Genomic DNA, 20,372 nt, shown 5'->3' with positions numbered 1-20,372 from the left:
ATCCGGCCGGTGACTACACGTCCAGCTGGTCCGCGACCGCGCGCAGCAGGCCCGCGATCTTCGCTCCGGACGCCTTGTCGGGGTAGCGGCCCTTCTCCAGCATCGGTGTGATGTTCTCCAGGAGGGTCGTCAAATCCTGGACGATGGACGCCAGTTCGTCGGGCTTGCGCCGCTGGGCCGCCGCCACCGACGGCGTCGGGTCGAGGATCGCCACGGACAGGGCCTGGTCACCGCGCTGGCCTGCTACGACGCCGAACTCGACGCGCTGGCCGGGCTTGAGTGTGTCAACACCTGCGGGCAGTACGGAGGAGTGCACGAAGACGTCGCCGCCGTCATCGCGGGAGAGAAAGCCGAAGCCCTTCTCGCTGTTGAACCACTTGACCTTGCCGGTAGGCACCTGAAGTCCTCGTCCTCGTACTTGTCGTCGTACGCGTCTATGCCGCGGAAAACGGCTCTGGATAGCACTACAGCGGGTCGCCCGACCCGCCGGCACCAAGACTATTGGTCCGGGGGCCGGTGACAAGACGTCCCCGGATTCTTCCTTCGTCCCGGGAACTACCCTGGTGGGGTGCGTGACAAAACCCAAGCGAATTCCGCCGGACCGGGCGACGGTCTGGTCCGGACCGGAGCAATCATTTTCTTCGTCGGAGCCGTGGCCACTCTGGTCACGGTGGCCCCGCTGTTCCTCGGCACCGACCCCTTCCCGTCCATCGCCTACGCGGTGTGCATGCTGATGGGCGTCGGATTCGTCGTCGCCGTGGCGGGAGTGCTGCGCGGTATCGCCGTGCAGCGCCGCCAGGCCAAGTCCGCGGCCACTTAACCGCGGTCGTCCGCGCCCGCGACATACGCGTCGAGCCAGGCCGGGAACTCCGTGAGATCGGCGAGGACGGTGTCCGCGCCCGCCGATCGCAGTTCCGCTGCGTCGCACGGCCCGGTGGCCACCGCGACGGAGAGCGCGCCCGCCGTACGCGCGCCGCGTACATCGCCGGTGTGGTCACCGACGTACACCGCCGCGTCGTGCTCGCGCAGTGCCTCCGCCTTCGCCTCGGCCCACAGCCAGCCGATCACCGCGTCCGCCTCGATGCCGAGGTGCGCCAGGTGGAGCTTCGCGTTCGGCTCGTGCTTGGCGGTCACCACGATCGCCCGGCCGCCGTGCGCGCGCACGGCCTCGACCGCCTCGCGGGCGCCGGGCATGGCGAGCGTGGGGGCGATGGCGTATGTGGGGTAGATCTCACGGTAACGGTCGCCCATCTCCTCGATCTGCTCCGCCGGGAACCAGTTGCGCAGCTCCTCCTCCAGCGGCGGACCCAGCCGGGTGACGGCGAGATCGGCGTCGATGTACGTGCCTGTCTCGGCGGACAGGGCCCGGTAGGCCTCCCTGATGCCGGGCCGGGAGTCGATCAGGGTCATGTCGAGGTCGAAGCCGACCGTGAGCACGCGTGAGGTCATGGGCCCATTGTGCCGAGCCGTGACGGCCGGGAACGCGGGCGGGCGCCGCGGTGGCTACTGCCGCCGCTGGGATCTCCACAGGAGGAAGAGCGCGGAGGCGATGGCCGCGCCGCGCACGACCCACGGCCAGGTCTCGGCCATCGCGTCGCTCATGTGACCGTCGTCGATGTGATCGCCCCAGCGGCCTTCGCTCCTGCCCCACAGCCAGGTGATCCCGGCCGCCACGGAGAGACCGGGCAGCCCCATGACGGCCCATTTCGCCTCGGTGCGGCTCAGCCTTCGCGAGGCGTACGCGAGAAGCCAGCCGCCGCCGAGGGCGAGCCAGTTGCCGAGGATGGCGCCGACGGTGAGGAGAGCCGCGGCGAGCAGGAGGAGGGGGTTGGTGAAGCGCGGGGCGGAAGGGGCGACGGCGGCGGCTGCGGGGCGGGGGATGCGGAGGCGGCGGCGCCGCGGGGGCTCCGGCTCCTCGGCCTCCTCCCACTCCTCTTCCTCGTCGTCAGCTTCATCTGTTTCATCCGCTTCGTCCCCGGCCTCCCCTCCCGACGCCTCTTTTTTCACGGGGCGCTTCTTGGGCGGGGGCTTGAGGAGTTCGGGGATTTCCACGCCGCCGGTGAAGCCGGGCACGCTGTCGCCGAGGCCGAAGGGGCTGCTGTCCGTGCGCCACCAGTCGGGCTCGGAGCCGCTCGGGCCGAGTTCGTCCGTGCCGGCGAGGTGCGGCGGGGACGGTCCGGGGTCTTCTACGGGGAGTTCTGGTTCCTCGGCGGCGGGGCGGGGGCGGGGCCGGGGCCTGGGTCGGGGGACCACTCGGCGCAGGCGCTTGGGGCGTTCTCCGGGTTCGCGGCCTGGCTCGGGGGCAGGTTCGGAGACGGGGGCGGGCCGGGGGGCAGCAGTCTTCGGCGTGTCACTGCTGCCGGTGCCTTCGGCTGCGGCCGCGCCCGGGCCCGCGGCTTCGACGAGGTCCTCGGGGGCGCCGAGGCGGTCGAGGATGCGGCGTATGGCGGCGGGGCTGTCGGCCGCGGACTTCGCTCTGGTCCGGTCGATCTCGTTGCGGAGCTGGGAGACCAGACGCATACGGGTGGCCGACGGCAGCTGTTGCTGCTGGGCCAGATCGCCGACGCGGCTCAGATAGTCGTAGACGAGCTGATCGCTCTCGATCCCCACGAAGTCCCCTCCGAAGCGGCCCCGTTGCCGGCCCGCCCAATGCACCCGGTCCGACGACCGTACCGCGTTCCCCGGACGCCGGGGCCTCACCCGGGGCAGCCCGCCCCCGACGAACGAACCGCGGGGGTAATCGGGTGGGCGGGGGCCAGGACGTGGCAGGCCCACGGCCAGTACACGCCCCGGCCCCGCACCCCAACCCGCTACCGTGAGCCTGATGAGCACCGACGAGCAGGCCCAGCGTTCAGCGGACACCCCCCGGTCCCTCGCCGAGGCGCTGCGCTCCCGTGATGACGCGTCCCTGGGTGCGCTGCTCCGCGCCCGGCCTGATCTGCTCACGCCCGTTCCGAACGATCTGACGCAGCTCGCCACCCGCGCCGCGACACGCGCCTCCGTGGTCCGCGCCCTGGAGCGGCTCGACCGGTTCGCCCAGCAGGTCGCCGAGGCGCTCGCCGTGGCCCCGGAGCCGGCGACGTACGAAGAGCTGCACGCGCTCGTGGCCGGAGACGAGGGGGAAGAAGGCGACAGCGCCGTCACTGCGGCGCTCGTCCGCGCTCTCGCCACCCTCCGCGAGCAAGCCATCGTCTGGGGCCCCGACGACCGCCTCCGCCTCGTCCGCACCGCACGCGAACTCCTCGCCCCGGCCCCCCAGTACCCCTCCCCCACCGGCCTCGGCCCCACCGTCGCCGAGGCCACCGCGGGCATGTCGCCGAACCGGATGCAGGACATCGTGACGACGGCCGGGCTTCCCTCCACGCACGACGCGGTCTCCGCGGTGCGCTCGCTCACCGAACTCTTCACGGACCGCACCCGGATGTCCGCGCTCCTCGACGAAGCCCCCGCCGAGTCCGTCGAGGTCCTGTCGCGGCTCGTCTGGGGCCCGCCCTACGGCCAGGTGACCGCCGACCCGGCGCGTCACCTGCGCTGGCTCCTGGACCGGGGCCTGCTCCTGCCGACCGCGCCCGGCACCGTCGTACTCCCGAGGGAAGCTGCCCTCCACCTGCGCGCCGGCCGTGCGCACCGCGTACTCCAACCCGCGCCCCCGGCCGTCGAAGCGCTGCGCGAACACCGTCCACAGGCTGTGGACGCCGCGGCGGCGAGCCAGGCCTACATGGCGCTCGACACCGTCGAGGAGCTCCTGAAGGAGTGGGACGAGGGCGGCCCCGCCGTGCTCCGCGCGGGCGGTCTCAGCGTGCGCGATCTGAAGCGGACGGCCGTGGCGCTCGACGTGCCGGAACCGGTGGCCGCCTTCTGGGTCGAGCTGGCCTACGCGGCGGGCCTCGTGGCGTCGGACGGCGAGGCGGACGAGCGGTACGCGGCGACACCCGCGTACGACGACTGGCAGGAGCTGCCCGCCGCCGAGCGCTGGTCGGTCCTTGCCACGGCCTGGCTGACGGCGACCCGCACGGCGGGCCTGATCGGCGGCCGGGACGGCAAGGACCGCACCCTGTCGGCGCTCGGCCCGCACCTGGACCGCTCGTCGGCGCCGGAGATCCGGCACCGGGTGCTCACGCTCCTCACCACGCTGCCGGACGGCGCGAGCCCCACCCCCGAATCGCTCATCGCCCGGCTGCGGTGGGAGCGACCGCCGCGGGGCGCCGCGGCCGGGGGCAGCACCACGCCCGGCACGGCGGGCGGCAGCGCCCCCATGGAGCTGCGGGCCCGCATCGCGCAGTGGACCCTGAACGAAGCGGAGCTGCTCGGCATCACGGGCCGCGGAGCGCTCTCCGCGCACGGCCGGGCGCTGCTCGGCTCCGAGAGCGAGGAGAGCCCCGCGGGGCCGGGGACCCACCCCACGCCCGCCTCCCCCGCCGAACTGGCCGCCTACGGAGCCCGCGCGGCCCGCCTCCTCGCCCCGCTCCTCCCCGAGCCCCTCGACCACGTCCTGCTCCAGGCCGACCTCACCGCGGTGGCGCCCGGCCCGCTGGAGCGGCCCCTGGCCGAGACGCTCTCGGTGCTCGCCGACGTGGAGTCCAAGGGCGGGGCGACCGTGTACCGGTTCACGCCGGGCTCGGTGCGGCGGGCGCTCGACGCCGGGAAGTCCGCGTCCGACCTGCACGCCTTCCTCGCCGCGCACTCCCGTACGCCGGTGCCGCAGCCCCTGGCGTACCTCATCGACGACGTCGCCCGTAAACACGGCCACCTGCGGATCGGCGCCGCGTCCGCGTACGTGCGCTGCGACGACGAGGCGCTCCTCAACGAGATCCTCGCCGACAAGCGCTCCCAGAGCCTGCGCCTGCGCCGCCTCGCGCCGACCGTGCTCGCCGCGCAGGCCGACCCCGGAGCGCTCCTCGAAGGCCTGCGCCAGATGGGCTTCGCGCCAGCTGCCGAGAGCGCCGAGGGCGACGTACTGATCACCCGCGCGCACGCCCACCGCACGCCGCCCCGCACCGCGCCCGAGCCGGTCCACGACGGCCCGCCGCTCGCCGACGCCACGCTGACCGGCGCGGCGGTACGCGCCATCCGCGCCGGCGACCTGGCATCGACGGCCCCGCGCAGGGCGACCCCGGACGCCGGCGACGCGCTGCCCCGTACGACGGCGGCGGAGACCCTGGCCACGATGCAGGCCGCCGTCCTGACCGGCGAGGCGGTGTGGATCGGCTACGTCAACGCGGAGGGCGCGGCGAGCCAGCGCGTGATCGCCCCGATCCGGGTCGAGGGCGGTTTCGTGACGGCGTACGACCACACGGCGGACGAGGTCAGGACGTACCCCCTGCACCGGGTGACGGGCGTCGCCGAGCTGGCGGACGACTGAGCCCGGACCGTATGCGCGCGCCATGCGGCACACTGGACGTTTGGCTTACCGAAAGGGTGCGCGCGTGAATGGTCCCCTGATCGTCCAGTCGGACAAGACTCTCCTGCTCGAGGTCGACCACGAGCAGGCGGAGGCCTGCCGCCGTGTCATCGCGCCCTTCGCGGAGCTGGAGCGTGCTCCCGAGCACATCCACACCTACCGCGTGACGCCGCTGGGCCTGTGGAACGCCCGCGCGGCGGGACACGACGCCGAGCAGGTCGTGGACGCCCTCGTGGAGTTCTCCCGCTACCCCGTGCCGCACGCGCTGCTCGTGGACATCGCCGAGACGATGGCGCGCTACGGCCGGCTCACGCTCTCCAAGCACCCCACGCACGGCCTCGTCCTGACCACCAACGACCGGCCGGTCCTGGAAGAGATCCTGCGCTCCAAGAAGGTGCAGCCGCTCGTCGGTGACCGGGTCGACGCGGACACCGTCGTCGTCCACCCCTCCGAGCGCGGCCAGATCAAGCAGACGCTCCTGAAGCTGGGCTGGCCCGCCGAAGACCTCGCCGGGTACGTCGACGGCGAGGCGCACCGGATCGACCTCGCGGAGGACGGCTGGAGCTTGCGGCCGTACCAGAAGCAGGCGGTCGAGGGGTTCTGGCACGGCGGCAGCGGTGTGGTCGTGCTGCCCTGCGGCGCGGGGAAGACGCTGGTCGGCGCGGGCGCCATGGCGGAGGCCAAGGCGACGACGCTGATCCTGGTGACCAACACGGTCTCGGCCAGGCAGTGGAAGCACGAACTGATCAAGCGGACCTCGCTGACCGAGGACGAGATCGGCGAGTACAGCGGGACCCGCAAGGAGATCCGTCCGGTCACCATCGCCACGTACCAGGTCCTGACGACGAAGCGGAAGGGTGTCTACCCGCACCTCGAACTCTTCGACTCCAGGGACTGGGGCCTTGTCGTCTACGACGAGGTGCACCTGCTCCCCGCCCCCGTCTTCAAGTTCACCGCCGACCTCCAGGCCCGTCGGCGCCTGGGCCTGACGGCGACCCTCGTGCGGGAGGACGGCCGCGAGTCGGACGTGTTCTCCCTCATCGGCCCCAAGCGGTTCGACGCTCCGTGGAAGGAGATCGAGGCGCAGGGTTACATCGCGCCCGCGGACTGTGTCGAGGTGCGGGTCAATCTGACGGACTCGGAGCGGCTCGCGTACGCGACGGCCGAGGCCGAGGAGAAGTACCGCTTCTGCGCCACCACCGCCACGAAGCGGAAGGTGACGGAGGCGCTGGTCAGGAAGCATGCCGGTGAGCAGACCCTGGTCATCGGCCAGTACATCGACCAGCTCGACGAGCTCGGCGAGCATCTGGACGCGCCGGTCATCAAGGGCGAGACGACGAACGCGCAGCGCGAGAAGCTGTTCGACGCGTTCCGGCAGGGCGAGATCTCCGTCCTCGTCGTCTCGAAGGTCGCCAACTTCTCGATCGACCTGCCCGAGGCTACGGTCGCCATTCAGGTGTCCGGGACGTTCGGCTCCCGGCAGGAGGAGGCGCAGCGGCTCGGTCGCGTGCTGCGTCCGAAGGCCGACGGTCACGAGGCCCGCTTCTACTCCGTGGTGGCCCGGGACACCATCGACCAGGACTTCGCGGCGCATCGGCAGCGGTTCCTTGCTGAGCAGGGATACGCGTACCGGATCGTGGACGCGGACGAGCTGCTCGCCGACAACTGAGCAGCAGGGCCAGGGCCAGGGTCAGCAGGGGGTAGGGCGAGGCGAGCGGCTGCTGCAAAGCCGGAAGGCGAAGGTCCAGATCGCCCTGGTGCGGGACCAGCCACAGGGTGCGGGCCGTGAAGAGGGCCGCCACCGCCGCGGTCAGGCGGGTGCGGCCCTCTGCCATGAGCACGATCAGGAGCGGTACGCACCAGACCCAGTGGTGGGACCAGCTGATGGGCGAGACGAGGAGCGCGGTGGCGGCCGTCAGGAGGACGCCGCGGGCCTCGTGACGGGGCTGGTCACGGGATTCGCCGCGGGTGCGGCTCGCGAGCCACAGCCCCGCGGTGGCGACGAGAACGGCGGGTACGCCCCACACGAGCCCCGGATGCGGGTCATGCGTCGCCCTGGCCACCAGCCCCTGGAGGGACTGGTTGTCGACGATCCACGCCTTGCCGACGCGGCCCGTCTCGAAGATCCGGTGGGTCCAGAAGTCGACGCTGGCGGCAGGCAGCGCGAGCGCGCCGAGTGCGACGGTGCCTGCGAGGGAGGCCACGGCGGTCGCCCCTTCGCGTACGCGCCCGGTGAGGAACAGATACGCGATGAAGATCGCCGGAGTGAGCTTGATCCCGGCGGCGACGCCGATCGCGAAGCCTTTGCCGACGGCGCCGGGGGGCCTGGTCAGATCCCAGAGGATCAGGCAGGCCAGAGCGAGATTGATCTGCCCGAACACGACCGTCTGGAAGACGGGTTCGAGCCAGAGGGCGAGGGCGGTCCCGGCGATGAGGGGCGCGAGGCGGGTGGGAAGCCCGGCGAGGCGGCAGGAGAGATGGACGAGAACCGCGAGCAGCCCGACGTTCCCCACGACGAAGGCGAGCTTGAGCGCGGGGAGGGGAAGCCAGGTGGTCGGTACGAAGAGGATGGCGGCGAACGGCGGATACGTGGCCGGAAGATCCCACTCCGTCACGGTGAACCCGTAGAGATCCCGCCCGTCGACCACGGCGGCGCCTTCGGCCCGGTAGACGAGGGTGTCGGCCATGGGGATGCGCTGAGCGAGACAGAGGACGGCGAACGCGGCGAGCGAAACGAGAAGAAGAGCGCAGGCAGCCGCAGACACCGGCACGCACCGTGACCATGCACTCACCCTAAGTCGCTCCACGCCGGTGACCTTAGTGGATCTAGACGCGGGCCAATCGGGCGGGTGGGCGGGAGAGCCTGTTCGGCACGAACAAAGCGCGGGGCACCCCCACCCACCCCCACCCGGAGGGGATATTCAGTGGCCGCCCCGAGAAGCGGGGCATAAGATGCCCGGTCTGCCCCCATCCCGCACCCCCGCCGGAGGCAACCCGTGCACGGCCGCCCCGACCCCCTCGCCCCCCTCGATCCCCTCTCCCGAGAGCGGACCCACCTCGCCGCATCCCGCTCGGCCCTCCGAGCCATGCGCGAGGACGCCGAGGCGCTCGACATCCGCGATGTCACCGCGAACTGGGTCAACGCCGCCGTTCTGCAGAGCCAGATCGACGAGCGGATCAAGTCCCTCGCCGACCTCTCCCACACCCCCCTCTTCTTCGGCCGCCTCGACTACCTCCACGCCCCCGGCGCCGACCGGGCGGAAGGCGCGGAGGGCGAGCAGTTCTACATCGGGCGGCGGCACGTCCACGACGCCGACGGCGACCCGATGGTCATCGACTGGCGCGCCCCGGTCTCGCAGCCCTTCTACCGGGCCTCCAAGAAGGCCCCGATGGACATCGCCCTGCGGCGGCGCTTCGGGTACACCGGCGGCGACCTCACGGCGTACGAGGACGAGCACCTCAGCGACGCCGACGAGGCCGAGCGGACGAGCAAGCTGCTCCAGCAGGAGATCGAGCGGCCCCGCGTCGGCCCCATGCGCGACATCGTTGCCACGATCCAGCCCGAGCAGGACGAGATCGTCCGCAGCGACCTCGGCGGCTCGGTCTGCGTACAAGGCGGCCCCGGCACCGGAAAGACCGCCGTCGGCCTGCACCGCGTCGCCTACCTCCTCTACGCCCACCGCGAGCGCCTGGCCAGGACCGGCACCCTGGTCATCGGGCCCAACAAGTCCTTCCTGCACTACATCGAGCAGGTCCTGCCGGCGCTGGGCGAGCTTGAGGTCAAGCAGGCGACGGTCGGCGATCTCGTGGCGCACGTGGAGGTGCGGGGGACGGACGACGCGGCCGCCGCCGTCGTCAAGGGCGACGCCCGGATGGCCGCCGTACTGCGCAAGGCCCTGCGCTCGCACGTGACCATGCCGGTCGAGTCCGTCGTGGTGGTGCGCGGTTCGCGGCGCTGGCGGGTTCCCGCGTACGAACTGGAAGAGATCGTCGGTGAGTTGCTGGCCCGGGACATCCGGTACGGGGCCGCCCGTGACGCGCTGCCGCAGCGCATCGCGCACGCCGTGCTCGTACAGATGGAGCGGGCGGGCGAGGCCCCGGACGACCGTGTGCAGGACGCGGTGGCCCGTAACCCCGCGGTGAAGGCGGCCGTCAAGGCGGTGTGGCCGCCCGTCGATCCCGCCAAGCTCGTGCTGCGGCTGCTCTCCGACGCCGAATTCCTCGCCGTACACGCGGAGGGGATTCTCGACGAGGACGAGCAGAAGCTGATCCTCTGGAGCAAGCCGGTGCGCGGGGTCAAGGCGGCCAAGTGGTCGGCCGCCGACGCCGTGCTGATCGACGAGGCGAACGACCTCGTGGCGCGGACCCACTCGCTCGGCCATGTGGTGCTCGACGAGGCGCAGGACCTCTCGCCCATGCAGTACCGGGCGGTGGGGCGCCGTTGCACGACCGGCTCCGCCACGATCCTCGGCGACCTCGCGCAGGGCACGACGCCCTGGGCCACCCGTAGCTGGGAGCAGGCCCTCGCGCACCTGGGGAAGGAGGACGCCGTCGTGGAGGAGCTCACGGCGGGTTTCCGTGTGCCGCGTGAGGTCATCGCCTACGCCTCCCGCCTGCTGCCGTCCATCGCGCCGGGCCTCGCCGAGGTCAAGTCGGTGCGTGAGTCGGCCGGTTCGCTGGTGGTGCGGCAGGTGGAGGACCTGGACGCCGCTTCCCTCGAAGCCTGCCTGGAGTCGCTGCGGCACGAGGGCTCGATCGGCCTCATCGCCGCCGACGCCCGCGTTCCCGCACTGGCAAAGATCCTGGAGGCGGCCGGGATGACGTACCTCTCGCCCGGCGAGGAAACCACCCCGGACACCCGTCTCACGCTCGTCCCGGCCTCCCTCGCCAAGGGACTTGAGTACGACTACGTGGTCCTCGACGAGCCCGCCGCCGTGGTGGACGGCGAGCCCGACGAACGGACGGGACTGCGACGGCTGTACGTCGCCCTGACCCGCGCGGTGTCGGGACTCACCGTCGTGCACTCGGCCGGGCTGCCGGAGCAGCTGGGCTGAGGTGTCCGAGCAGCTGGGCTGAGGTGTCCGAGCAGCTGGGCTGAGGTGTCCGGCGGGGCGCGGCCCTACGGAGTCGCGAGCGCCTCGGTCGGCGGCAGCCGCGAGGCGCGGATGGCCGGGTAGAGGCCCGCGAGGGCGCCGATGCCGAGCGTCGCCACCGCGCCGCCCGCCACCGCCCACGCCGGGACGACCGTGGGCCAGCCCTGATAGATCGCGTACCCGTACGTGACCGCGGTGCCGATCACCGCCCCGCCGAGGCCGCCGAGCGCGGACAGGAGCAGGGACTCCGCCAGGAACTGGGTGCGGATCTGGCCCCGCGTCGCGCCGAGCGACCGGCGCAGGCCGATCTCCGGGCGCCGTTCGAGGACCGAGATGACCATGGTGTTGGCCACCCCGACACCGCCGACGAGCAGCGCCACCGCGCCCAGGCCGAGCAGCAGCCCGGTGAAGGCCTTGCCCGCGGCCTGCTGGGCGGCGAGCGCGTCCGAGGGGCGCGACACCTCCGTCTCGTTGGGCGCCTCGGGGTTCGCCGTGGCGCCGAGCACCGAGCTGACCTGCTCGACGCTCGCGTCCTCGGAGCGGGTGTAGACGGTGGTCGGACGGCCGTCGAAGCCCAGCTCGGTGCCGGCCGCGGGCCAGCCGATCAGCGCCGCGTTGTCCAGCTCCGGGGCGAGGGCGGCCGGTTGGAGGATGCCCACGACGGTGAACCTCTCGCCGCCGATGACCACTTGGGTGTCCGGGCTCGCGTGGCTCACGCCCAGGTGTTGCGCCGCGGTCGCGCCGAGGACGGTGGCCGGGTAGGCGGCGGTGGCCGCGTTGAGCCAGGAACCGCTGCCGACGCGTGCCCCGATGGCCGGGCGCAGGTCGGTGCGGGCGGCGTAGGCGACGATTCCGTTGGTCTCCGTCTCGGGGATGCGGTCGGTGCGGTAGACCTTCGCGTCGTCCACGCGGCCGATGGCGGACACCGTCTCGACCGGGGTGATGCGACCGACCATGTCCTCGGCTCGCACCGGCAGTTGGGCCTCCTCGCCGGTCAGTGTGTTGCCGGGCGAGACGGTGAGCAGGTTCGTGCCGAGCGAGGCGAGGGTGCGGTCGAGGTCGGCGCGCGACGACGAGGAGATGCCGACGACCGCGACCATCGCCGCGATACCGATGGCGATGCCGAGCGCGGAGAGGAAGGCGCGCAGCGGGCGGGTGCGCAGGCCGACCGCGCCGACCTTGAGCACGTCGCGGGGGCGCAGGCGGGCGGGCCTGAGCCGGGCGGGCGTGTGTTCTGCGGCCGCGTCGAACGGGGCCGTCCGGCCCGTGTGCGCCCCCGTGTGCGACGCGTCCCCGTCCGTCTCTACGTCGATGAGGTCGCCGTTCATCGCGCCACCCCCGTCAGGGCGTGGTGGCCCTGGTCCAGGTCTTCGGTGATCCTGCCGTCCCGCATGCGCACCTGTCTGGGCAGCCCCTCGGCGATCTCCCTGTCGTGCGTGATGATCACGACGGTGGTGCCCGCGGCGTGCAGTTCTCTCAGCAGCCGCATCACCCCCGCCCCCGAGACCGAGTCGAGCGCGCCGGTCGGTTCGTCGGCGAGCAGCAGCGGGGGTTCGCCCGCCACCGCGCGGGCGATGGCGACGCGCTGCCGCTCTCCTCCCGACAGCTCGTGCGGCTCGTGGTCCATGCGGTGGGCCAGGCCGACCCGTTCGAGGGCCGCGGCGGCACGCCGGCGGCGCTCCGCGGCGCGAAGCCCGGAGTACAGGAGTCCGTCGGCCACGTTGTCCAGGGCCGGAACGCCGGACGCGAGGTGGAACTGCTGGAACACGAAGCCGATGCGGCTCGACCGCAGCGCGGACAGCTCTGCGTCGCCGAGCCGTCCCACGTCGTGGCCGTCGATGTGCACGCTCCCCGAGGTGGGCCGGTCCAGGGTCCCGAGCACGTTGAGCATGGTCGACTTGCCGGACCCCGAAGGGCCGACGATGGCGGTGAGTTCGCCCCGCCCGACACGCAGGCTGACCCCGGCGAGGGCGGCGACACCGCCCGCGTAGACCTTGGTGACGTCCGTCAGGGAGATCATGGCGGCGCTGCCGCTGGTGCCGTTCACTTCGGCATCCCCACGGTCGTGCCCTCGGTGATCCCGTCCCCGGTGATCTCGACCTTGCCGCCCGCGAAGAGCCCGGTGGTGACGGGCACGTACCGCGTCGACTTCCCCTTGACGACCTCCACGCCGAATCCGCCCTCCTCCAGTGCGACCAGGGCGGCGACGGGCACGGTCAGGACGTCCTCGCGCTCGCCCGCGGTGAAGGCGACGTCCACCGAGGCGAGGGTGTAGGCACCGGCGGCCTTCTGCGCTTTCCCGCCCTTGAGCCCCACGACCACCTCGATACTGGTCTGCGCCTCCTCGTTCTGGCCGCTGCCCGGCACGATCACCGTGGAGACCTCGTCGACCGTGCCGTCGACGGTGGTGTCGTCGGGGAGCGTGACCTCGACGTCGGCGCCCTTCTTCGCCAGTCCCTGGTCGGCCGGTTCGAGTGCGACGGTCACGGCCCGGTCGGTGCCGGTGTACGAGAGGACCTTGCGGCCGGGGGACGCCGGGTCCCCCTCGGCTGCCTCCAGGCCCTCGACGCGCACCGCGCCGGGCGCGAACACGACGCGGCCGAGCTCGACCCGGCCGGTCTCCTGAAGGCCCCGGTCCTCCTGCCAGGCGCGGACCGCGTCCGCGGTGCCGGAGGTGTACGCGTCGTCCACCGTGAACCCGTCGTAGCCGAGCTTGCTCAGGTTCTTCTCCAACTGCCGTACGTCGGAGCCCTCCTGGCCCTCTTCCAGGGCGCGGTAGGCGGGGCGTTCGCCGTACATCAGGGTCACCGGCTTCTCGTCCACCTCGTACAGATCCTGGCCACGGGTGATCTCCTCGCCCGTGTCGGGCAGCCGGGTGACGGTGCCGGGCAGCCGGCCCGTGACGGTGGCCGCGGGTCCGTGACCGAGCTCCCCGTCTGCGCTCTGGGTGTCCTGGAGCGTCTGCCGGGCCACGTCGGCGGTCTTGGGCGGCAGCCCGCCCGCCGAGTCGCCGCCGGCCGCGCTGTTCCCCCCGAGACCGAGCGTGGCCACGGTGACCCCGCCCGCCGCGACGAGCGCCGCGACGGCGATGGCGACCGTCTTGACGCGGCTGCGCCGACGGGGCCGGCCGGGGCGGGGGGTCACCTTCTCGGCGGGCTCGCGGTCCTCCGCGGACTCGGGCTCGGACTCCTCCGCGGACTCGGGCCCGGGCTGCTCCAAGGGCTCGCGATCCTCCCCCCGCTGCTGCCGCTCCGCCACCCCCTCACTCATCCTTGCCGCCCTCGTCCGGGCGGGCCTCGGCGAGGATGGTGTCGCACTTCTTCTTGGCCTTCGGGAAGTCGGGGTCCTTCGTCAGCTCCCCCTTGAGCATGATCCCGCCGCCCGGTTCCGGGTCCTCCATGTTCACGCCGTTCTTCCGCATGCACTCGGCGAACTCGCGTCCCGCCTCTTCCATCTTGGGGTTGCCGGCCCCACCCCCGTTCGCCTGCGGGTTGTACTTCCGGCAGGCCTCCATGGCCTTCTTGACCGTCGTCTGGTCGGTCTCCGGGCCGAACCTCAGCGCTACGGGCTTGCCCGGCTCCGGATCGTCGACGTCCAGGCCGTTCTCGCGCAGGCACTGGGTGAACTTCACGCCCATCTCCTGCGGGCTCAGGCTCTCTTTCGCGTCCGCCGCGTTCTTCTTGTCGTCGCCCGCCGAGGCCACGCCTTTGCCGTTGTCGTCGCTTCCACAGCCGGTCAGGGCCAGGGCGAGCGCCAGCGGCAGGGCCGCGAGGGCGCTGCCGGTCCGCAGTCGCTTCACGACTGCCTCCTCCTGTCGGGGCCGGTCGTTGCCCGTCCGGCCGTCGGAAGGCGATGCAACGCGGCGCGGCGTTTCCCCCGCGTTTCCCCGTGCCCCTCTCCCCTTTCACAGGAATCACTGACGAAAAGGAAACAGCCCGGCGGCAACCATGGGCCTCCTGACGTCCTGACGCAGCAAGCCGCACGCTGGGGGCCGCACATGCGCGTACTGGTGGTGGAGGACGAGCCGATGCTCGCCGACGCGATCTCGGAGTGGCTGCGGGAGGAGGCGCACGCGGTCGACGTGGCGTACGACGGCGCGGCGGCCGTCGAGCGTGCCGGGGTCAACGACTACGACGTGGTCGTGCTCGACCGGGACCTGCCCGTCCTGCACGGCGACGAGGTGTGCCGGGAACTCGTCGCATCCCCTTCAGCGGCCCGGATCCTGATGCTGACCGCCGCGGCCGATGTCACGGACCGCGTGCACGGGCTGCGGATCGGCGCCGACGACTACCTCACCAAGCCGTTCGCCTTCCCCGAACTCGCCGCCCGCGTCCAGGCGTTGGGGCGCCGCTCGCGCCCCGCCGCGCCGCCCGTCCTGCACCGCGCGGGCATCACCCTGGATCCCGCGCGCCGCGAGGTGTTCCGGGACGGCCGCTACGTACCGCTGGCGAAGAAGGAGTTCGCGGTGCTCGCCGAACTGCTCCGCGCGGACGGGGCGGCCGTCTCCGCCGAGCGGCTCCTGGAGAAGGCGTGGGACGAGAACGCCGACCCGTTCACGGGCGCGGTCCGCCTGACCGTCCTCAAGCTGCGCCGCAAGCTGGCGGATCCGCCGGTGGTGGCGACGGTCACGGGCGTGGGGTACCGCATCCCGTGAGCCGCACGAGCCCACCCGGCCACTCCCGCCGCTCAAGTCGCCCGCGCCGTCCCGGCCTCACCCGTCGCCCCCGACCACTCCCCCGCCTGCCCCGCCGCATGTCCCTGCGCACCCGCCTGTCCCTGGTCTACGGCGGCCTCTTCCTCGTCGCCGGCGTCGTCCTGCTCGGAGTCACGTACGCCCTGTTCAACCAGCAGCTCTCCGGCAGGACGATGAAGTTCGTCAACGCGAGCCCGCCCGGCGCCACCACGGCCGACGAACGCTTCCGCAAGGCCGAGGAGTGGATGCGCGGCCAGCAGGACTCGCTGCACGAGGCGGCGACGACGTCGCTGCTCACCCAGGGCGGCATCGCCCTTGCCGTGGTGGGCTGCGCGGCGACCGGGCTCGGCTGGCTGATCGCGGGCCGGGTCCTGGCGCCGCTGCACCGGGTCACCGACACCGCGCGGCGGATCGCCGCGGCGTCCGGCGCCGACCGCGGGCTGCACGAGCGGATCGCCCTGGCGGGGCCTCAGGACGACGTGAAGGATCTCGCCGACACCTTCGACACGATGGTCGAACGGCTCGACCGGTCCTTCGACGGACAGCGCCGCTTCGTCGCCAACGCCTCGCACGAACTGCGCACCCCGCTCACCCTGGGCCGCGCCCTGGTGGAGGTGGCCATGCACCGCAGATCGGCGTCCGAGGACGTCAGGCAGCTCGGCGAGAACCTGCTCCAGATCAACATCCGGCACGAGCGGCTGATCAACGGCCTGCTGCTGCTCGCGGGTTCGGAGAACGAGATCGCCGAACGCCTGCCGGTCGACCTGGCCGACATCGTCACGCACGTGGTCGCGCAGACCGCGCCGGAGGCCGGGGAAGCCGGAGTCACGGTGCACGAGGAGGCGGCCGAGGCGGTGGTCGCCGGTGACGCGCTGCTCCTCGAACGCCTCGTGCAGAACCTGGTGGAGAACGGCATACGGCACAACACCGGGGCCGGCGGCAAGGTGAGCGTCACATGCCGTACCCGGAGCGGCGGCGGGATCGAGCTGGAGGTGGGCAACACGGGCCCCGCGATTCCGCCGTACGAGATCCCGGTCCTCTTCGAGCCGTTCCGGCGCCTGAACGCCGACCGGCTCGTCACCGCGAAGGGAGCGGGCCTCGGCCTTTCGATCGTCCGCTCCATCGCACGGGCCCACGACGGCGAGGTCACGGCCCGCCCCCGCGAAGGGGGCGGCCTGACGGTGACGGTCACCCTGCCGGAGGCCCGCTAGGCGTCCACGTCCGCCCGCCCGCTGTCCACCGGAGCCGCGGCGGACGGCAGGTGGGTGACGACGAGTACGAGGCCCGTGAGCGTCACGATCCGGGTGGCCGCGTCGAGGCCGTTCCAGTCCTCCGACTGCCACATGGCGAACCATTCGCCGCCGATCCCGATGAATCCCACCCCGAACAGGGCGAGGAGCATCAGCAGGCCGATCGTGCCCGCCCGGCGTGCTCGGCGCAGCCCCTGCGGGCGGCGCAGGGCCCCGGCCCACAGGACCGTCGCCGTGAGAAGGATCAGCGCGGCCAGGGTCTCCCAGACGATGATCCCGACGTACGCGGCGTCCTGGAGCGCGGTGGACTCCACCGCGCGCCACATCAGGTCGTCGTCCTTGAAGGTGGTGTCCATCGCCAGGACATGGCGTACGAACTGCTGGTTGGAGTCGAAGTCGGTGATGTTCCCGAACGCGACGAGCGTGATGTAGAGCGCCACCGTTCCGGTGAGCAGCGTCGCGGCCACGGGCAGCGTCCCGGCCGTGAGTATGCGGTCCGCGGGACGCGTTTTGTTGGCTGGTGTCGGCATGAAGTCCCCTCCCCTGTCCGCCCAGTTGTATCGCGTCCCGTCCGGCACGCGAGCACGCACCCCGGAAGAAGGCCCGGCGGAGCGGGTTCAGGCGTCGATCGCTGCCCGCCACCGGGCGACGGCGTCGGCGCAGACCGGCGCCGACCAGCCGTCGGGCCGCGAGGCGCCGCCGATGTGGAACGCGTCCACGCCGGCCGCCCTGAGCTGCGGAAGGTGGTCGAGGCGGAGGCCGCCGCCCACCAGGATCTGCTGCTCGTAACCCGGTTGGCCGGAGCGCGCGGCCTCGGCGAGCAGCGTGGGCAGGCCCTCGTCCACGCCGGTGGCCGAGCCCGCGGTGAGGTAGGTGTCGAGGCCGGGGAAGTCCCCGAGCTGCTTGCGCAGGGCGTCGCGGTCGGGGGTGCGGTCGATGGCCCGGTGGAACGTCCAGCGGCAGCCGTCGACCGCGCCCGCGAGGGCTTCGACCGCGGCCAGGTCGGGGCCGCCCGTCTCGTCGAGGAAGCCGAGCACGAACTCGTCGGCGCCCTCGCTCCTGAGCTCCCGCGCGCGGCGTACGAGAGTGTCGACGTCGCCCGCGGCGAAGCCGTCGGCGAGGCGCAGCATCACGCGCAGGGAGATGTCCACGGCGGCGCGGATCTCGGCAAAGGTCTCGCGGGACGGGGTCAGGCCGTCCGCGGCCATGTCGGTGACCAGCTCGAGGCGGTCCGCGCCTCCGGCCTGGGCGGCGACGGCGTCCTCGGCATCGAGGGCGATCACCTCCAGGACTGCACGCTTGCTCATGGATGTCTTCCTTCGGGTCCGGGGCCGCGGGGGCGGTCCGCGAAGGTCTCCGCAGAGTCTCCGCAGCCGCCGCACATAGGTCTAGTCCAATTACCCAGCCTACGCGCAGATCAGCCCGGCGCGCCCCAAGCGCACCGGGCTGATCGTAAAGACATGTACATGCCGCCCTTCGTGCCGTCCGTCACGCCGCCCGTTCCCGGGGCTCAGCTCAGCGGCTTGAACCCCCGCAGGCGCAGGCTGTTGCCGACCACGAAGACCGAGGAGAACGCCATCGCCGCGCCCGCGATCATCGGGTTCAGAAGGCCGGCCGCGGCCAGCGGCAGCGCGCCCACGTTGTAGGCGAAGGCCCAGAAGAGGTTCGACTTGATCGTGCCGAGGGTGCGGCGCGAGAGGCGGATCGCGTCGGCCGCCGCGCGCAGGTCCCCTCGTACGAGCGTGAGGTCGCCGGCCTCGATCGCCGCGTCCGTACCCGTGCCCATCGCCAGTCCCAGGTCGGCCTGCGCGAGCGCCGCGGCGTCGTTCACGCCGTCGCCGACCATCGCCACGCTCCGGCCCGCCGCCTGGAGCCGCTTGACGACATCCACCTTGTCCTGCGGCATGACCTCGGCGATCACGTCGTCCGGGGCGATGCCCACCTCGGCGGCGACCGCTGCCGCGACCGCCTTGTTGTCGCCGGTCAGGAGGATGGGCGTGAGGCCCAGGGCCCGCAGCCGCTCGATCGCCTCCGGGCTCGTCTCCTTCACCGCGTCCGCGACCTCCAGGACCGCGCGCGCCTCGCCGTCCCACGCGACCGCGATGACCGTACGTCCGGCCGCCTCGGCCTCCGCCTTCGCCCGCTCCAGATCCACCGGCAGCGGGATCGCCCACTCCGCGAGCAGCGCCTCGCGGCCGACCAGGACGGCGTGCCCCTCGACGATGCCCTGGACGCCCAGGCCCGGCACGTTCGCGAAGTCCTCGGGGACGGGCAGTTCGCCGACCCGCTCGGCAGCGCCGGCGGCCACCGCCCGGGCGATGGGGTGCTCCGAGGCATGCTCCAACGCCCCCGCGAGGCGCAGGACTTCGGCCGCATCGGTGTTCCGCGCCGCATGCGTGGCCAGCAGGGTCATGGTGCCGGTGGTGACGGTGCCGGTCTTGTCCAGGACGATCGTGTCGACCTTGCGGGTCGTCTCCAGGACCTCCGGGCCCTTGATCAGGATGCCGAGCTGGGCGCCGCGTCCGGTGCCGACCATGAGGGCGGTCGGCGTGGCGAGGCCCAGGGCGCAGGGGCAGGCGATGATCAGTACGGCGACCGCGGCGGTGAAGGCCGCCGTCAGACCGGAGCCGTTGCCGAGCCAGAAGCCGAGGGTGGCGACGGCCAGGGCGATGACGACCGGCACGAAGACCGCCGAGATCCGGTCGGCGAGGCGCTGGGCCGCCGCCTTGCCGTTCTGCGCGTCCTCGACGAGCTTGGCCATGCGGGCGAGCTGGGTGTCCGCGCCAACGCGGGTGGCCTCGACGACCAGGCGTCCGCCGACGTTGAGGGTCGCGCCGGTGACGGAGTCGCCCTCGGCGACCTCGACCGGCACGGACTCGCCGGTGAGCATGGAGGCGTCCACGGCGGAGGCGCCCTCGACGACCTTGCCGTCGGTGGCGATCTTCTCGCCGGGCCGTACGAGGAAGCGGTCGCCGACCCTCAAGTCGCCGACGGGGACGGTCTCTTCGCGCCCGCCGTCACGCATGACGGTGACTTCCTTGGCGCCGAGCTGGAGCAGGGCCTTCAGGGCCGCGCCCGCCTTGCGCTTGGAGCGGGCCTCGAAGTAGCGCCCGGCCAGGATGAAGGCGGTGACGCCCGCCGCGGCCTCCAGATAGATGTTCCCGGCGCCGTCCGAGCGGGAGATGGTCAGCTCGAAGGGGTGGGTCATGCCGGGCGTACCGGCCGTGCCGAAGAACAGCGCCCACAGCGACCAGATGAACGCGGCGGACGTGCCGACGGAGATCAGCGTGTCCATCGTCGCCGCGCCGTGCCGCGCGTTCGTGAAGGCGGCCTTGTGGAAGGGCCAGGCCGCGTACGTCACGACCGGCGCCGCCAGGGTCAGGGACAGCCACTGCCAGTACTCGAACTGCAGGGCCGGGATCATCGCCATCGCGACGACGGGCACGGAGAGCAGGACCGCGGCGACCAACCGCTCGCGCAGGGACCGCAGCTCGTCATCGCCGCGCCGGTCGCCGCCGCCCTCGCCGCTCCCGCCACCTCCCTCCTCACTGCGAGGCGGGGCGGGCTCCTGTGCGGTGTAGCCGGTGGCCTCGACGGTGGCGATCAGGTCCTGGACGGCGACGTCCTGGCCGCGGTAGCTGACCTTGGCCTTCTCGGTGGCGTAGTTGACGGTCGCCTCGACGCCGTCCATGCGGTTGAGCTTCTTCTCGATCCGGGCGGCGCACGAGGCGCAGGTCATCCCACCGATGGCGAGTTCTACTTCTGCCACCTCGGTGGTGCCGCCGGTGGTGCCGGGTGTGGTGGGCATGTCCGCGGGCTCCTCGATCGGGGATGGGGGGATACCCGGGCCGGGTACCCTTACCGTCGTGACCATGTATACCCCTAGGGGGTATCATTCGCAAGGGCGTCCCGCTCCTTGACTTCATACCCTATGG

At 72.5% G+C, this 20,372-nt stretch carries 16 protein-coding genes and 1 pseudogene; 6 read left to right on the top strand and 11 right to left on the bottom strand.

The genetic code is table 11. The features are described from left to right. Positions 1 to 13 precede the first annotated feature (13 nt). Positions 14 to 397 (bottom strand): cold-shock protein, encoded by a 384-nt coding sequence (locus IE226_RS45105; RefSeq protein WP_076685560.1) that lies wholly within the window; start codon positions 395 to 397, stop codon positions 14 to 16. A gap of 171 nt (positions 398 to 568) precedes the next feature. Between IE226_RS45105 and IE226_RS26170 the strand changes: the two genes are divergently transcribed. Beyond that, positions 569 to 820, top strand: coding sequence for a hypothetical protein (locus IE226_RS26170; RefSeq protein WP_190083820.1), 252 nt, complete (start codon positions 569 to 571; stop codon positions 818 to 820). On the opposite strand, the gene IE226_RS26165 is transcribed toward IE226_RS26170, so the two are convergent. Continuing rightward, entirely contained in the window at positions 817 to 1,449 is a 633-nt protein-coding gene (locus IE226_RS26165) for an HAD family hydrolase (RefSeq protein WP_190083819.1), read from the bottom strand. The genes IE226_RS26170 and IE226_RS26165 overlap by 4 nt on opposite strands. 54 nt (positions 1,450 to 1,503) lie before the next feature. Then, on the bottom strand, positions 1,504 to 2,610 hold the full coding sequence (locus IE226_RS26160; protein ID WP_190083818.1) for a hypothetical protein: 1,107 nt from the start codon (positions 2,608 to 2,610) through the stop codon (positions 1,504 to 1,506). Between the two features lie 214 nt (positions 2,611 to 2,824). Between IE226_RS26160 and IE226_RS26155 the strand changes: the two genes are divergently transcribed. Then, positions 2,825 to 5,362: a helicase-associated domain-containing protein gene (locus tag IE226_RS26155; RefSeq protein ID WP_190083817.1), complete on the top strand. Its 2,538-nt coding sequence runs from the start codon at positions 2,825 to 2,827 to the stop codon at positions 5,360 to 5,362. 64 nt (positions 5,363 to 5,426) lie between these two features. Next, positions 5,427 to 7,070, top strand: a complete 1,644-nt coding sequence (locus tag IE226_RS26150) for a DNA repair helicase XPB (RefSeq protein WP_190083816.1) — start codon at positions 5,427 to 5,429, stop codon at positions 7,068 to 7,070. Here IE226_RS26150 and IE226_RS26145 read toward each other — a convergent pair. After that, positions 7,012 to 8,088, bottom strand: a pseudogene (locus tag IE226_RS26145) (glycosyltransferase 87 family protein); the annotation flags it as partial. The gene IE226_RS26150 and the pseudogene IE226_RS26145 overlap by 59 nt on opposite strands. A 309-nt stretch (positions 8,089 to 8,397) precedes the next feature. Here IE226_RS26145 and IE226_RS26140 point away from each other — a divergent pair. After that, on the top strand, positions 8,398 to 10,455 hold the full coding sequence (locus IE226_RS26140) for a HelD family protein (protein ID WP_308429535.1): 2,058 nt from the start codon (positions 8,398 to 8,400) through the stop codon (positions 10,453 to 10,455). 65 nt (positions 10,456 to 10,520) lie between these two features. On the opposite strand, the gene IE226_RS26135 is transcribed toward IE226_RS26140, so the two are convergent. Genes IE226_RS26135 through IE226_RS26120 form a run of 4 tightly spaced genes read right to left on the bottom strand, consistent with a single transcriptional unit; the run spans position 10,521 to position 14,293 of the window. Next, complete coding sequence (locus tag IE226_RS26135) at positions 10,521 to 11,822, bottom strand: ABC transporter permease (protein ID WP_190083814.1); 1,302 nt, start codon at positions 11,820 to 11,822, stop codon at positions 10,521 to 10,523. Next, positions 11,819 to 12,514 (bottom strand): ABC transporter ATP-binding protein, encoded by a 696-nt coding sequence (locus tag IE226_RS26130; protein WP_190083911.1) that lies wholly within the window; start codon positions 12,512 to 12,514, stop codon positions 11,819 to 11,821. Before IE226_RS26130 ends, IE226_RS26135 begins: the two co-directional genes overlap by 4 nt. Positions 12,515 to 12,537: 23 nt before the next feature. Beyond that, the gene (locus tag IE226_RS26125) at positions 12,538 to 13,764 is read right to left on the bottom strand and encodes an efflux RND transporter periplasmic adaptor subunit (RefSeq protein WP_190083813.1); all 1,227 of its coding nucleotides are present in this window, start codon (positions 13,762 to 13,764) and stop codon (positions 12,538 to 12,540) included. Continuing rightward, positions 13,757 to 14,293 carry a hypothetical protein gene (locus tag IE226_RS26120; RefSeq protein ID WP_229871546.1) on the bottom strand — a complete coding sequence of 179 codons (537 nt, stop codon included), beginning with the start codon at positions 14,291 to 14,293 and terminating at the stop codon, positions 13,757 to 13,759. The genes IE226_RS26125 and IE226_RS26120 overlap by 8 nt, the downstream gene beginning before the upstream one ends. A gap of 198 nt (positions 14,294 to 14,491) precedes the next feature. Between IE226_RS26120 and IE226_RS26115 the strand changes: the two genes are divergently transcribed. Together IE226_RS26115 and IE226_RS26110 are read left to right on the top strand one after the other, a co-directional pair. Then, entirely contained in the window at positions 14,492 to 15,148 is a 657-nt protein-coding gene (locus IE226_RS26115; RefSeq protein WP_190083812.1) for a response regulator transcription factor, read from the top strand. Between the two features lie 98 nt (positions 15,149 to 15,246). Beyond that, the gene (locus IE226_RS26110; RefSeq protein WP_190083811.1) at positions 15,247 to 16,398 is read left to right on the top strand and encodes a sensor histidine kinase; all 1,152 of its coding nucleotides are present in this window, start codon (positions 15,247 to 15,249) and stop codon (positions 16,396 to 16,398) included. Here the strand turns inward: IE226_RS26110 and IE226_RS26105 are convergent. The 3 genes from IE226_RS26105 to IE226_RS26095 all read right to left on the bottom strand — a co-directional run bounded on the left by IE226_RS26105 (position 16,395) and on the right by IE226_RS26095 (position 20,245). Beyond that, positions 16,395 to 16,967, bottom strand: coding sequence for a DUF2165 domain-containing protein (locus IE226_RS26105; protein ID WP_190083810.1), 573 nt, complete (start codon positions 16,965 to 16,967; stop codon positions 16,395 to 16,397). The genes IE226_RS26110 and IE226_RS26105 overlap by 4 nt on opposite strands. An 87-nt stretch (positions 16,968 to 17,054) precedes the next feature. Next, positions 17,055 to 17,744: a copper homeostasis protein CutC gene (locus IE226_RS26100; RefSeq protein ID WP_190083809.1), complete on the bottom strand. Its 690-nt coding sequence runs from the start codon at positions 17,742 to 17,744 to the stop codon at positions 17,055 to 17,057. Between the two features lie 203 nt (positions 17,745 to 17,947). After that, positions 17,948 to 20,245 (bottom strand): heavy metal translocating P-type ATPase, encoded by a 2,298-nt coding sequence (locus tag IE226_RS26095; protein ID WP_190083808.1) that lies wholly within the window; start codon positions 20,243 to 20,245, stop codon positions 17,948 to 17,950. Positions 20,246 to 20,372: the final 127 nt, after the last annotated feature.

The sequence above is a fragment of the Streptomyces longisporoflavus genome, from assembly GCF_014649775.1.
In the GTDB taxonomy this organism is placed as follows: Bacteria; Actinomycetota; Actinomycetes; order Streptomycetales; family Streptomycetaceae; genus Streptomyces; species Streptomyces longisporoflavus.
Note: the sequence above shows the minus strand (reverse complement) of the source record. Positions and strands in the feature narration are given on the sequence as shown.

What these genes read in the sequence shown, in the direction of transcription:
- IE226_RS26165 (WP_190083819.1), bottom strand. Translation starts at nt 1,449, where the DNA reads ATGACCTCACGCGTGCTCACGGTCGGCTTCGACCTCGACATGACCCTG.
- IE226_RS26155 (WP_190083817.1), top strand. Translation starts at nt 2,825, where the DNA reads ATGAGCACCGACGAGCAGGCCCAGCGTTCAGCGGACACCCCCCGGTCC.
- IE226_RS26135 (WP_190083814.1), bottom strand. Translation starts at nt 11,822, where the DNA reads ATGAACGGCGACCTCATCGACGTAGAGACGGACGGGGACGCGTCGCAC.
- IE226_RS26130 (WP_190083911.1), bottom strand. Translation starts at nt 12,514, where the DNA reads ATGATCTCCCTGACGGACGTCACCAAGGTCTACGCGGGCGGTGTCGCC.
- IE226_RS26125 (WP_190083813.1), bottom strand. Translation starts at nt 13,764, where the DNA reads ATGAGTGAGGGGGTGGCGGAGCGGCAGCAGCGGGGGGAGGATCGCGAG.
- IE226_RS26115 (WP_190083812.1), top strand. Translation starts at nt 14,492, where the DNA reads ATGCGCGTACTGGTGGTGGAGGACGAGCCGATGCTCGCCGACGCGATC.
- IE226_RS26110 (WP_190083811.1), top strand. Translation starts at nt 15,247, where the DNA reads ATGTCCCTGCGCACCCGCCTGTCCCTGGTCTACGGCGGCCTCTTCCTC.
- IE226_RS26105 (WP_190083810.1), bottom strand. Translation starts at nt 16,967, where the DNA reads ATGCCGACACCAGCCAACAAAACGCGTCCCGCGGACCGCATACTCACG.
- IE226_RS26100 (WP_190083809.1), bottom strand. Translation starts at nt 17,744, where the DNA reads ATGAGCAAGCGTGCAGTCCTGGAGGTGATCGCCCTCGATGCCGAGGAC.
- IE226_RS26095 (WP_190083808.1), bottom strand. Translation starts at nt 20,245, where the DNA reads ATGCCCACCACACCCGGCACCACCGGCGGCACCACCGAGGTGGCAGAA.